Source organism: Treponema succinifaciens DSM 2489 (assembly GCF_000195275.1).
Lineage (GTDB): Bacteria > Spirochaetota > Spirochaetia > Treponematales > Treponemataceae > Treponema_D > Treponema_D succinifaciens.
Window position 1 is genome coordinate 411473 of sequence record NC_015385.1, and the last position, 13227, is coordinate 424699.

Annotated in this window: 10 protein-coding genes; 5 read left to right on the forward strand and 5 right to left on the reverse strand. The window is 39.8% G+C overall.

The window, feature by feature from the left end:
- Window positions 1-17: 17 nt before the first annotated feature.
- Both aroF and thrA read right to left on the reverse strand, forming a co-directional pair.
- A complete protein-coding gene (gene aroF, locus TRESU_RS01950) occupies window positions 18-1958 on the reverse strand; it encodes a 3-deoxy-7-phosphoheptulonate synthase (protein WP_013700642.1) in 1941 nt (646 codons plus the stop codon).
- A gap of 112 nt (window positions 1959-2070) precedes the next feature.
- Window positions 2071-4563 (reverse strand): bifunctional aspartate kinase/homoserine dehydrogenase I, encoded by a 2493-nt coding sequence (gene thrA / locus TRESU_RS01955; RefSeq protein WP_013700643.1) that lies wholly within the window; start codon window positions 4561-4563, stop codon window positions 2071-2073.
- Window positions 4564-4753: 190 nt separating this feature from the next.
- Between thrA and TRESU_RS01960 the strand changes: the two genes are divergently transcribed.
- The 3 genes from TRESU_RS01960 to TRESU_RS01970 all read left to right on the forward strand — a co-directional run bounded on the left by TRESU_RS01960 (window position 4754) and on the right by TRESU_RS01970 (window position 7031).
- Entirely contained in the window at window positions 4754-4996 is a 243-nt protein-coding gene (locus TRESU_RS01960; RefSeq protein WP_041611893.1) for a hypothetical protein, read from the forward strand.
- 359 nt (window positions 4997-5355) lie between these two features.
- The gene (locus tag TRESU_RS14815; RefSeq protein WP_013700644.1) at window positions 5356-6096 is read left to right on the forward strand and encodes a hypothetical protein; all 741 of its coding nucleotides are present in this window, start codon (window positions 5356-5358) and stop codon (window positions 6094-6096) included.
- A complete protein-coding gene (locus TRESU_RS01970) occupies window positions 6093-7031 on the forward strand; it encodes a metallophosphoesterase family protein (protein ID WP_013700645.1) in 939 nt (312 codons plus the stop codon). Before TRESU_RS14815 ends, TRESU_RS01970 begins: the two co-directional genes overlap by 4 nt.
- A gap of 47 nt (window positions 7032-7078) precedes the next feature.
- Here the strand turns inward: TRESU_RS01970 and arfB are convergent, their stop codons facing one another.
- From arfB to dapA, 3 genes are all read right to left on the reverse strand, one after another.
- Window positions 7079-7489: an alternative ribosome rescue aminoacyl-tRNA hydrolase ArfB gene (arfB, locus tag TRESU_RS01975; RefSeq protein WP_013700646.1), complete on the reverse strand. Its 411-nt coding sequence runs from the start codon at window positions 7487-7489 to the stop codon at window positions 7079-7081.
- An 85-nt stretch (window positions 7490-7574) separates the two neighbouring features.
- A complete protein-coding gene (asd, locus tag TRESU_RS01980) occupies window positions 7575-8669 on the reverse strand; it encodes an aspartate-semialdehyde dehydrogenase (protein ID WP_013700647.1) in 1095 nt (364 codons plus the stop codon).
- A gap of 49 nt (window positions 8670-8718) precedes the next feature.
- Entirely contained in the window at window positions 8719-9633 is a 915-nt protein-coding gene (gene dapA, locus TRESU_RS01985; protein WP_013700648.1) for a 4-hydroxy-tetrahydrodipicolinate synthase, read from the reverse strand.
- Between the two features lie 309 nt (window positions 9634-9942).
- Here dapA and TRESU_RS15350 point away from each other — a divergent pair, with 309 nt between their 5' ends.
- The gene (locus TRESU_RS15350) at window positions 9943-12123 is read left to right on the forward strand and encodes a LuxR C-terminal-related transcriptional regulator (protein WP_013700649.1); all 2181 of its coding nucleotides are present in this window, start codon (window positions 9943-9945) and stop codon (window positions 12121-12123) included.
- A gap of 42 nt (window positions 12124-12165) precedes the next feature.
- Window positions 12166-13227: a chorismate synthase gene (gene aroC, locus TRESU_RS01995; RefSeq protein WP_013700650.1), complete on the forward strand. Its 1062-nt coding sequence runs from the start codon at window positions 12166-12168 to the stop codon at window positions 13225-13227.

A 13227-nucleotide genomic window follows, 5' to 3' on the forward strand; every position in this document is an offset into this window, starting at 1 on the left:
AAATCAATGAGGAAATGCTATTTTCCTAATTCAGAATAAATTCCAAGAAGCCGAATTTCTTCAACTTTATCCGAAAGTTTTTCCATTAACGATTTTACATATTCCGCTGCATTTTGATTTTTAATTTCAGCGTCCGCATAGAACCAGTATCTCCAAGGCTGTCCTGCAATCGGGCGGGATTCAAGGCGTGTCATGTTCAGTCCGCAGTCGTTGAAAACTCCAAGCACATTGTACAATGCTCCCGGCTCATTTTTTGTCTTAAAGATAAAACTTGCCATGTTTGCAGGAACATTTGCTTCTTTTGCGCCTTTTGGCTTTGTAGTGTGGTTCGCCTGAATTACAACAAAACGCGTGAAGTTTCCAGGATCATTTTCAATGTCCTCCGCAAGAATTTCGAGCTTGTAAAGAGCTGCGTTGACTGAACTTGCGATTGCGGCGTTTTCCTTTGACTTTTTTTCTGCCACAAACTGGGCTGCGGTTGCTGTGGAAACTGCGTCTATAAAATTCCAGTCTTTGTGGTTGTCTAAAAATTTCTTGCACTGGCTCAATGCCTGCGGATGCGAATAGACATTTTTAATATTAGAAATCGTTGCGCCTTTTATTCCAAGCAAGGCGTGCCGGATATTTAAAGTTATAGCTCCTGCAATGCTTACGTCTTCAAACCTGCTGAAGTTGTCGTAGTTTTGGAATACACTTCCTGCAAGGCTGTTTTCGATTGGAACCATTCCGTAGTCTGCTTTTCCGTCTACAACGCTTTGGAAAATTTCTTCAAATGAATCGACTGCAACGGCTTCAACATCATGAGAGTCAAAGTAGCGTGAAATTGCCTGTTCCGCATACGCGCCTCTTTTTCCGCTGTAAACGCAGACAATCTTTCCGCTTGAATTTTTTTGTCCTGAATGCACAACAGAAGAATTTTCTTCACGGATATGGGCAACTGATTTTCCGATTACAGGCGCAAGAGCTTCAATGTCGTGCATCATCTTGTCGAACTGGGAAGGAAGCATGGACTGCGCTCCGTCGCTCATCGCTTTTTCAGGATGATTGTGAACTTCTACAATTATTCCGTCTGCTCCGGCTGCAATGGAGGCAAGTCCCATGGATGGAACTTTGTCGCGGATTCCAACGGCATGGCTTGGGTCTACAATAATCGGAAGGTGAGTGAGAGAACGCAAAACCGGAACTGCGGAAATGTCCAGCGTGTTGCGTGTTGCGTGCTCAAATGTTCTTATTCCGCGCTCGCACAAAATTACGCTGTCTGTTCCGCTTGAAAGCAAATATTCCGCAGACATCAAAAGCTCTTCCAAAGTTGCGGTGTAGCTTCGCTTTAAAATTACAGGCTTGCCTATTGCTCCGACTTTTTTTAGAAGATCAAAGTTCTGCATATTCCTTGCGCCAATCTGATATACATCAACGTAGTCTCTCATAAGCGGAATAAGAGATTCTGAAACTATTTCTGTAACAATTGGAAGTCCGTATTTTTCTCCGGCTTCCTTTAAGTATTTTAATCCTTCTTCGCCTAAGCCCTGAAAACTGTATGGAGATGAACGCGGCTTGTATGCTCCGCCTCTAAGCATGACTGCTCCACTGGAAGCTACAGCGGCTGCAATTTCCATCATCTGCTCGCGGCTTTCAACGGCGCAAGGTCCCGCAATGGAAACAACGTGCTGTCCGCCTATTCTTATTATTTGTCCGCGATTGTTTGGAACTTCAATTATTGTGTTTTCTTTTTTAAATTCCCGGCTTGCAAGTTTGAACGGCTTGCTGATTGGAATGACATTGTTTACGCCCGGCAGAAGCTCAACTTCCCTTATGTCCATAGAAACTTTTCCTACGGCGGCAATAACGGTGTCTTCTTCTCCGACGATTTCATTAAGCTTGAAATTTTTTTCTTTTAAAAACTGGCAGATATATTTTTTCTGTTCTTCAGTTGAATTTTTCTTTAATACAATAACCATTTAAAGAAAATCTAGCACAAACAGTTGAATTTTTCAATTCCTGCTTTTATGCAAAAAAAAGCCACTGCCGGTTTTGTTCCAGCAATGGCGTGGTTTGTTTTAGTTGAAAAAATTAGCTGTGGCTGTTCCAGCTTACGGTTCTAAGAATGTCCCCAAAGACACCTGCCGCTGTAACTCCTGCACCTGCGCCATAGCCACGGACTGTAAGCGGAATTGGCGTGTAACGCGCTGTGTGGAATACAAATGCGTTTTCTCCGCCGCGTACTCCAAAAAGAGGATCTTCCGGCCCGACTTCAAGCATTCCAACAGAAACTTTTCCGTCTTTTATGCTTGCTCCCATTCTAAGAACTTTTTTGTCTTTTCTAAGCGAAGCCATTTTTTCTTCAAAATAAGAATCCAGTTCAGGAAGCTTTGCAAGGAATTCTTCCACAGAACCTTCGAGAGAAAATCCTTGTGGGAAAATTGAACGCATTTCAATGTCTTCAAGCTCAATATTCATTCCGCTTTCACGGGCAATGATTAAAGCTTTTCTTGCAACGTCAGTTCCCTTTAAGTCGTCGCGCGGATCCGGCTCTGTGTAGCGCAGCTGCTTTGCTTCAAGAACTGCCTCGCTGAATTTTTTGCCTTCATCAAGTTTTCCAAAAATATAGCTCAAACTGCCGGACATGATTCCGTTGAAGCCTGTGAGCTTGTCGCCCGACTTGAACAGATTCTGCAAAGTGTCAATGATTGGAAGACCTGCGCCGACGTTTGTTTCATATAGGAATCTTACGTGCATTTCGTTTGCAGTGTCGCGGAGCTTTTTGTAGAAATCCATGCTCATTGAATTTGCTCTCTTGTTTGGAGTTGCAATGCTCATTCCGGCCTTGAAGATATCAAGATAGCGTTCCGGTAAATCGTAGCTTGCAGTGCAGTCAACAAAAATCGGATTGATAGGCTTTGTCTCTTTTACAAAGTTGATTATCTCATCAAGGTTTGTCTTTGTTCCGTTTTTCTTAACTTGATCTCTCCAGTCGCCAAGAGAAATTCCTTCCGCATTGAAAATCATTCCGTCGATATTTGCAATTGCCATAACGCGGATGTCTATTCCCTGCTCCAAAAGCATTTTCTGCTGCTCGCCAATCTGGTCAAGCATAGTTCCGCCGATTGTTCCAGCGCCGAATGCAAAAACCTGAATTGACTGGACTGTGTTGAAGAAGAACTGATGGACAACGCGCACTGCCATGTCTCCGTCTTCCGCCTTTATTACAGCTGAAATTGAACGTTCGCTTGAACCTTGCGCAATTGCAAGAATGTTTACATCGCGGCTTGCAAGTGAATCAAAGAAAGTTCCTGCAACGCCTCTTTTTTCTTTCATGCCGTCGCCGATTATTGAAACGATGGCGCAGTCAGCTTGGACTTTTATAGGATTTATAAGCTTTGTTGAAATCTCAAGTGAAAATTCTGATTTAAGAACATCCTGAACTTCATTTGCAAAAGCTTTGCGCACGCAGAATGAAATTGTATATTCAGAAGATGACTGGGTAATCAAAAGAATTGAAATTCCGGCATTGCTTACCGCAGAGAAAATCCGCGCCGCCATTCCCTTGCGTCCTTTCATTCCGGAGCCGCTTACAGAAATCATTGCGCAGTCTTTAAGGCAAGAGATTCCGCAGACCGGACCTTTTTTTGCAGAGTTTTCAAACGGGCCTTTTCCGATTCTAGTTCCGCGCGCAGAAGGATTGTGAGAGTTCAAACTCCAGGCTTCAATTCCTTTTGCCGCAAGAGGAGCCAATGTCTTTGGATGAAGAACTTTGCTTCCGAAGAATGAAAGCTCCATTGCTTCTTCATAAGTCATGTCGTCTACAAGAACAGCATCTTTTACAACTCTTGGGTCTGCTGTGTAGATTCCGTCAACGTCAGTCCAGAATTCAACTTTAGAAGAACCAAGGCAAGAACCAACAATCGCCGCGCTAAAGTCAGAGCCGTTGCGTCCTAAAAGTCCCATAACAGGTTTTGCGCCTGTTCCAGAAATCCATGAACAGATAAATCCAGGAAACAAAAGAATTTGCGCCAAAGGTGCTGAGCCGTCTCTGTAGTCTGCAAAAGCGTCAGCGCAGTGAGCATAGTCTGGCTCGCCTTCTTTTTGGTCGCCGGTTGTATAAATGAACTTGCGTGAATCCAAAAGCAAAACGCTCTGTTTTTTTGCAAGAAGGACTGCTTCGACAATCGGAGCACAGATTAATTCTCCCATGCCCATGATGCGGCAGTGAACGGTGTCCGGGCATTCTCCAAAAACTGTAAGACCTGCAAGAAGTTTTTCAAGCTCAGAAAATAGAGGCTCGATTTTTGCATTTACAGATTCTGTGCTGAATTCTGGCAATGCTGATTTTATTTCCGCGCAAATATCCGCGTGAATTCTACGAAGCTCGCTTACAAAAGATTCAGCTGTTCCGCCGGAAGCGCAGCCGTCAATTGCAGTTTGAAGCTTGTTAGAAATTCCTGCAACGGCACTTACAACAACACTGATTCTGTCAGACTTTGCACGTCCGATCATAATTTCCACGCTGTCAAGAATACGGCGGGCGGAACCCATGCTTGTTCCGCCAAACTTTAATGTAAGCATAAAAATCCTCTGCTAAAAAAAATATTTCGTTATACTACCATTAATAGAATGAAAATTCAATTGAGGGCAATTTTTGTTGGGAAAGATTGTTCAAAAAGTATAAATTACATTAGTTGAGTTTACATAAAATGCCATATATCTTTGTTGTTGGCCTAAGCCCATTTAAGATATATTGTTTTAGAACAATAAGTTGCTGAAGGCAGGACCTTTTCCAGGAAAGTTTGAGTGCGAATATTTTTCACTTGAATTGTTTGAGGAAAAAAGTTTTGTTTCTAAGAAACTGACTTTGCTTTATTTGCTTGATGGGCAGAATATTGAGTTTTGCAGTTCTAATGGAACAAAAATTCAGATGTCGCAAGAAGATATTGTTGTAGTTTTCCCTGACGAAACAATTTCTATAAGCGGAACTTCAAAGTTTATGAAGATTTGCTAGTCTATTAGTTTTTTTTTCAAAAATCACAGTGATTTTATTAGAAAATAAAAGTTTTCAGTAAAAATCGCTGTGATTTTCTTTTTAAACAAATATTTTTGATTAAAATCATAATAATTTTGATAGAAAATAAATAATTTCAATAAAAATCATAATGATTTTATACAAGAACAAATATTTTTAGTGAAAATCACAATGATTTTAGTAGATAATAAATGTTTTTAGTAAAAATCGTAATGATTTGACTCTTGCATCTTAGTTTTGTTGTTTGAATTTTTAGTTTTAAGACATTTTTTTAGTGCTGCGCTTTGCTTTGTTTTTCTCTTGATAAATTCAGTCAAAATTTTATAATTAGAATTGTAATGAAGAGAATTTTTTTGCTTTTCGGTTTGATTTTCTCCTGCGGATTTTGCTTCGCTTTTCCATGTGTAACGCAGTTTGTCGAGGCCGGTACAGGTTACATTGCGGCAAAAAATGTGGAGCGTGAATTCAATCCTTTTAACTTTACTTACGGAATTGCGGAAAAAAACGAAAGTTGCGTGAATTTCTCGCCGAATTTCAAGGTGTTTGCTTCCGTTCAGTTTTCCGACAAGATTTTTGACTTTACAACGCTCGGCAACTATTTTATTCCGCGGTTAGGGCAAGAGACTGATTCCCAAAAAATCGGCTTCGGTGCGGAGCTTGTCTATCATTTTCAGCGTTACTACGATTTGTATTCTGAGCACGACATTTATCTTGAGGGCGTTTTCCGCCTTGCGTTGAAGAATCGGCTTCTTTTTCTTGCGAATTTAGGCTCTGGCTTGAAGTTTGCGAGAATTGACGCTGTTGACCGCGATTTTCTTTGGGATTTTTCTTTGAGCGGCTCTGTCGCTTTGAATTACTATTTTGACTGTGGCGCGGAAATTTTTGGCTCGATTGTTTCGCATGGGGTTTACCGCTATCCGCTTGCGTTCACACCGCTTTATTCTCTTGGATTCGCCTGGAATTTTAGAAACGGACTTAGAGTCTCTTCTGGTTTTGGCTTGCGTCTGCGCGACCAGTTTGTTGTGGCTCCTTACATCGACCGCTACGAATGGAATTTAAAAGCGAGGTTTTCATTTTGAGAAGATTTAGAAGACTTTTAACTTTGATTTCAATTTTGTTTTTGTTTGCTTTTTCTTCATGCGCGAACTACGGATTTTACCAGCTTTTGTTCGGCGAGGAAGACGTTGATGATCGTTTCAGCGGATTTTCAGACTTGAGCGGTGAAACTGTTCTTTCTTCAAGTTTAGGCTTGAACGGAAAATACAGCTTTATCGTTGTTACCGACGTTCACATTGGCGCAAGCGACGTTCGTTCATCAAAAATGAATGATTTTCTGGACGAGATTTCCTCGCTTTTTGAAAGCATTGACAAGACTAAAATCCCGCGGTTCATAGTAAACCTTGGCGACACTGCCGACGGTGGACATTTGTCTGAATACAACGACTACAATTCCTATCTTGAAAAAATCAGAAAGCTTGCGGTTGAAAAAAATGTTGTAAGTTCTACGGAAGCTTTTAAAATTTACACGATTCTTGGAAATCACGACCTTTACAACAATGGCTGGACAGACTGGAAAAAAACGGTTTATCCGTATAAGTCAACGTATTATTTTTCGCTTTCTTCCGGTGCAGCCGATTATGATTCATTGCCGTTCAGCTTTTATTTTGTGGACACAGGAAACGGTGCGTTCGGAACTGACCAGCTTGACGCCTTTGAAAAACTTCTGAAATCTGACCCGAATCCGAAAATGATTTTCTCGCATTATCCTTTTTACAGCGACAATGTTCCTTTTATGGCTCTTGAAGACACAACCGAGCGCAACTATCTTCTTTCGCTTTTTGCAAAAAATAATGTGAAAGCTCTTTTCGGAGGCCACGTCCATACGGTTTTTGAACACGGATTCGGAAGCTTCTCGCAGATAAACACTTCCGCGCTTTTCAAGAACGAAGCGTTCCGCCTTGTAACCGTTGACGAAAGTACTTTGAGCGTCTCAACAAAGCTGATTGGGTTTTAGCTTGCGTTGTTTTCCCATATTAGACTAAAACTTAATATTCGGATTGATTAGAATTTAAATGCGCGCTGCTGTTTTAAAAGCGACTTGAGTTTTTTTGTTTTAAGGCGGTTTTCTTTTGAAGCTATGGTTGGCTTTGTTTTTATTCGCTTTTTGTTGATTTTTACAGCTGAAATGATTTTAGATTCGATGCGTTCCAATGCAATTTTTCTGTTTTGCTCTTGAAATCTTGAGGCTTCACAGTCAATGAAAATTTCAAAGTCCTTGTTGATTGAAGATTTCAGTTTGTTTGTTAAAAGCTCCAGTTCTTTTTCTGAAAGTCCTGAAAGTTTTGCAAGCGGAATTGAAATGTGGACTTTTGTATTTACTTTGTTTACATTCTGTCCTCCTTTTCCGCCGGAGCGTGCAAATGAAAAAACTGCGTTGTTGCAAATTGAATTATGAAGTTCTTGTTTATCCATTGAATTTTTCCATAAAAATATTTCAGCCTGAAAAAAAAGAGCCGCCTGTGTTCAGACAGCTCCATGTTTTTATTGAAAGTTTTTTCTACAGATTGTCAAAAAATCCCTTTGCCTTGAGCAGCTCCGCATTCAGTATTCCGCCAAGTGCCGCTCCGCGCTTTGTGTTGTGGCTGAGCGAAACAAACTTGATGTCGAACACATTGCATGGGCGAAGCCGTCCGATTACGCAGGCCATTCCTTTTTCTGTCTCGCGGTCGCGGCGCGGCTGCGGACGGTTTTCCTCGTGGCGCACAACAATCGGATGTTCCGGCGCGCTTGGAAGATTCAGCTCCTGAGGAACAGACTTGTACGAAGTCCAGATTTTTTCAATTTCTTCAAGGCTTGGCTTTTTGTCCGCAAATTCAAGCGAAACGCAGGCTGTGTGTCCGTCGATTACAGGAACGCGCGTGCAAGTAGAAGAAACAACCGGATATTCAGCGTTTACGATTTTTCCGTCCTGGACTTTTCCAAGAATCTTAAGACATTCTTTTTCAGTCTTTTCTTCCTCGCCGCCGATGAACGGAACGATGTTGTCAATCATGTCAAAAGAAGGAACTCCCGGATAACCGGCTCCGCTAGTTGCCTGCAAAGTTGTTACAACCATTCTTTTTACCGGGTAGCCGGCCTGAATCAACGCGTGAATCGGCATCATGTAAGTCTGGAGCGAGCAGTTCGGCTTTACTGCGATAAATCCCTTGTCCCAGCCGTGGTGCTTTTTCTGCTCCGCAATCACATCAAGGTGAGAGTAGTTGATTTCCGGCACAAGCATCGGAACATCTTCCGTCCAGCGGTTTGCCGAAGCGTTTGAAACAACCGGAATTCCTTCCGCAGCGTAAGCGGCTTCAAGCGCCTTTATTTCTTCCTTTCCCATTTCAAGGGCGGAAAAAACAAACTGACACTTTCCAAGAGCTTTTTTCTCGTCGTTTGCATCTTCTACAGTCAAATCCGCGACACCGGCAGGAATATTCTCGCCGATGAGCCAACGGTTCTTCACCGCATCCTTGTACGCTTTTCCCGCGGAACGCGGACTTGCCGCAACGTAAGTCACCTCAAACCACGGATGATTTTCCAAAAGCTTTATATAACGCTGGCCGACCATTCCTGTCGCACCCAAGACACCAACTTTAATCTTTGCTGACATATTTTTTATTCCTCCAATGGAATCCAGCGATGAATTCCATTTTTATAATCTACAGATTGCATTCCTTTAATGCATTTTCAATAATCTTCTTCGCAGAATCCGTTACTTCAACAAGCGGAAGGCGGACGCAAGGCTTGCAAAAACCTTTGATGCTCATCGCATATTTTATGGAAGTCGGATTTCCATCCACAAAGGCGGCCTTAAAGAACGGAAGAAGCCTGTAATGAATTTCTCTTGCTTTGTCAAAGTTTCCTTTAAGTCCTTCAGTAACCATTTGTGTTACAAGTGCAGGTGCAAGATTTGAAACAACGGAAATAACTCCGTCTCCTCCAGTTGCCATGAGTGGAAGTGTAAGTCCATCGTCTCCAGAAAGAACTGCGAAATCCTGTTTCTTTGACTTTATTTTTGCAATCACATCCATCATCTGCGAAATGTTTCCGCTTGCTTCTTTTACGCCTGCAATGTTCGGAAGCTCCGCAATGCGCTCCATCAAGTCTGTAGGAATATTAAGTCCTGTTCGTCCCTGAATGTTGTAAACAACAATCGGAATTCCTACTTTTGAGACTGCTTCAAAGTGGCGGAAGATACCTTCTTTTGACGGCTTATTGTAATATGGAGTTACAACAAGCGCCGCGTCTGCTCCAACTTTTTTTGCTCGTTCGCAATAGAGAATTGCATCTTTTGTGTTGTTTGAACCAGCTCCAAGAATTACTGGAATTTTTTTATCAGAGGTTTTTTCAAATTTGCGGACTTCCTCGAATACAATTTCGATAATCTTGTCTTCTTCGCTGCCGGTTTTTTCATCAAGAGTCGGAGTTTCTGCCGTCGTTCCCAGCGGAACCAGACCGTCTATGCCCTGCTCCAGCTGAAATTTTACATTTTTTCTGAAGCCCTCGTAATCTATTGAACCATCACTGTTCATTGGTGTAATCATTGCTGTAAAAGCACCGCGCAATTTAATCATAGGGACCTCCAAATATTTTTGTATAATTATTGCATTTTTATAGAAAAAAAGCAACGCAATGAAAATTCTGCCATTGCTTTTTTAATAAAAAAGACCGCCCTGAAAAACGAAGTGAATTGCACTTCAATCAGAACGGTCTTTGTTTTTCAACTTATATGTGAAAAACTATATATTTAATCTCTTCAACTTTATTGATTTGAATAATAGAGATGAGAAATATCGCTTCAAATACCATGCAAATGGTAGTTTTATACCTAAAATATGGTAAATTTTATTTGATTTTAGAATAACTTGGGTTATAATTCAGTTATGAAAAATAAAAAATATCTGCTTTTTTTATCTTTGTTTTTGGTATGCAATTTATTGCCTTTGTGTGCAAAAATAAAAAAATCAGCAGGAAAAGAAATTCCAATCCAAGTAAAGCAGTTCATTGATAAAACTGCGCAGAAAGACGTTAGTGAACTCGATGACAGTTTGTTTAAGACTGTAAAGAATCCCGTAAATCCGGGGTTTTATGATGGAAACCTGTGGATTGAAATAAAGCCTGAAATTTCAGAAATTCAGCATTGCGTTGTAAGCCTTGGAAATGAATATATAGATTCCGCGGAATTTTATGAAAGGCGTGGAGGAAAGTTTTTTTACATTGGAAAAATTGGACATAAAATTTCAACAGACGAAATAGAAGTTCCGGACAGTTTTCAGGCGTTTCCTGTTTTTAGAAATTCAGGATATGACGATGACACTCGCTTTAGGATAAAAATAAAAAATCACAATGGAAATTTTATATATATTAAGCTTGTTAATGAACTTGATTTTTTTAATTCACGAAGAACTTATTTCGCAAAACTTTACATTATCCTGGGAATAAGCTTTTGTATTTTTTCTTTACTTTTTATATATGCGATTGCTGTCCGCCGGCCAATGCCGTTTTTTTTGTCAATGGCGGCTTTGTTTTACATTTTGCTTCATCTTCAGTTAAAAGGAATAGGATCTGTATTCTTGTGGAATTTTTTAAATACGTTTTCATTTTCAACAAGGCTTGCGTATTATTTTGAAACTTTTAGTCTGATGTTTTTAATTCTTTCCGCAGATACAGTTTTAAAAGGAAATTCAAAATTCGTTTATAAAAAAGTTTCTCCAGTTGAAATTCAGCTTATAGTTGTTATATTTGTTGTCCTTTTAACGGTGAAATCTGACCAGACAATGCTTTATTCTTATGCCGCGCTTTCTGTAACGACAAAAGTTTTTTTTATTGTTTCAATATTTATGTGTTTCAGGGCGATGCAAAAAAATGCACGGATAATACTTTTGCTTTGGATTCCGTATATTTTATTTTCGATGCTGACTCAACTTATAAGGATTTTAAGATTTAAAGACAACAATGTTTTTTTCGATTTTATTTGTTCTGATGAATTTTTAATTTCATTTTTGTTTTACTTGATGATTACAATGCCTTCGCTTTTTTTTATAACTTATAAAATCCGCCAGGAATCTCGTAATTCAAAAGTTGAGCTTGAAAAAATCAAGGCTCAAAATTCTAATCTTCTTGAGCAAAAGAATGTGATTGAGCGTCTTTTGAAAAATATTTTAGTTGATTCGGCGCAGACTTTGAGTATGGCTGACATTCTTTCTGCTCAGGTTTTCACTCCGAAAAATACTTGTTACATAGAAAGAATTAAAATCAATTCTGCCAAAATCAGCGACACGATTGCGGCTCTTAGAATGTGCAATGATGAAACTGAAATTGAAAATCAGCCGATTCTTCTTGCGGATTTTTTTAAGAGCTGCATTCAGGCTTCCAAAATTTTTTGTTCGTCCAAGCCAAATGCGATTTCTTGTTCTATGGACATTCAACCTGAAACTGTGATTCTTGCGGACATGAGAGTTGTGGAGCTTTTCTTTATATCGTTTTTGAATTCTGTAATTGAGGTTTCTGTTCCGAATACAGAAGTTTCAGTTTCGTTGAAAGGCGATGAGGAAAATTTTGTTTTTTCAGTTTCGAATACAATGGATTCACAGACTATTGAAGAAGCTCTTTCTCGAATAGAGACTGAAAATGAAAGACGTAATTTTACATTTCTTATGCGCATTGCAAAATTTTACTGCGGAGATTTGTCTGTTTCAAAAAATGACAGCAAGTTTAAATTTTCAGTTGTGTTTGATTTTAAGCGTGTTGAAAATTCAAAAGATTCCAGCGTGATAATAAACAAAACTAGATTTTCTCCGTCCAAGAAAAAAGAGCAGAAAAATTTGGAAAAGAAAAAGAAAGTTACTTTGATAAAAACTGGCGAAGAAAAATCAGAGGACTTTATGAAAAAATTATCTTCAAGGGAAAAGCAAATTGCTGAACTTATGATTTCTGGAAAAAGCGACAAGGATATTGCGGAGGAACTTTTTATAAGTCCTGGAACTGTTGCAAGCCACAACAAAAAGATTTTCAAAAAACTTGAAGTTCACAGCCGTGTTGAGTTGATGAATAAATTGCGTTAAAATCTTTTGAGAATTTTGTTATTTTCTTTTCAAGGAAAAATTATGTCTGGAAATATATTTGGAGAAATTTTTAAAGTTGCAACATTTGGAGAAAGCCACGGTGCAGGACTTGGCTGTATTATAGACGGATGTCCTGCCGGAATTTCAGTAGACGAAAAATTTCTTCAGCATGAAATGGAACGGAGAAAACCGGGTGCAAAAAGCGCGGCGGTTACTGCAAGAAAAGAAGACGACCTTGCAGAAATTCTAAGCGGTGTGTTTGAAGGTAAAACAACAGGAACTCCGATAGCTATCTTAATCAGAAATTCAAATCAGCATTCATCAGATTATGAAAATATAAAAAATAAATTTCGGCCTGGGCATGCAGATTTTACATATTATAAAAAATACGGCATAAGGGATTACAGGGGTGGCGGAAGATCCAGTGGAAGAGAAACCTGTGCGAGGGTTGCCGCTGGAGCATTTGCAAAAATGTTTTTGAAAAGTTTGGGAATCCAGATTTTTGCATATACAAAAGAAGCTGCGGGAATAAAAAGCGGCAAAGTTGATTTTTCTGAAATTGAACAGAATGCAATGCGGGCTGCTGATAAAGACGCTGCTGCTTTAATGCAAAAAAAAGTTGAGGAGTTTAAACAGAAAAAAAATTCTTGCGGCGGAATTGTTGAGTGCGTTGTAAAAGGTTTGGCGGCCGGGTTTGGCGAGCCGGTTTTTGACAAGTTGGATGCGGTTTTGTCCCATGCGGTTTTGTCGATTGGCGCAATAAAAGGGATTGAATTTGGAAGTGGATTCGGTTGTGCTGATTCAAACGGACTTGAAAACAACGATTTTATGGGAAGCGGATTTTCATTTGAAACAAATAATGCCGGCGGAATTCTCGGAGGAATTTCCCGAGGCGATGATATAATTTTTAGAGTTGCCGTAAAGCCTGTTCCAAGCATTTATCTTTCTCAGGAAACTGTTGATGTAAACGGAAATGAATGTGATATTTTAATTGAGGGAAGACACGATGTTTGTCTTTGCCCAAGAATTGTTCCTGTTGTGGAAGCCATGACCGCAATCACTTTGGCAGATATGGTTTTAAGGAATAGGAGCAGCAGAGTTTAG

Coding starts and splice junctions, on each gene's coding strand:
- dapA (WP_013700648.1), bottom strand. CDS start 9,633: ATGATTAAATTGCGCGGTGCTTTTACAGCAATGATTACACCAATGAAC.
- TRESU_RS14815 (WP_013700644.1), top strand. CDS start 5,356: ATGAAGAGAATTTTTTTGCTTTTCGGTTTGATTTTCTCCTGCGGATTT.
- arfB (WP_013700646.1), bottom strand. CDS start 7,489: ATGGATAAACAAGAACTTCATAATTCAATTTGCAACAACGCAGTTTTT.
- TRESU_RS15350 (WP_013700649.1), top strand. CDS start 9,943: ATGAAAAATAAAAAATATCTGCTTTTTTTATCTTTGTTTTTGGTATGC.
- aroF (WP_013700642.1), bottom strand. CDS start 1,958: ATGGTTATTGTATTAAAGAAAAATTCAACTGAAGAACAGAAAAAATAT.
- thrA (WP_013700643.1), bottom strand. CDS start 4,563: ATGCTTACATTAAAGTTTGGCGGAACAAGCATGGGTTCCGCCCGCCGT.
- asd (WP_013700647.1), bottom strand. CDS start 8,669: ATGTCAGCAAAGATTAAAGTTGGTGTCTTGGGTGCGACAGGAATGGTC.
- aroC (WP_013700650.1), top strand. CDS start 12,166: ATGTCTGGAAATATATTTGGAGAAATTTTTAAAGTTGCAACATTTGGA.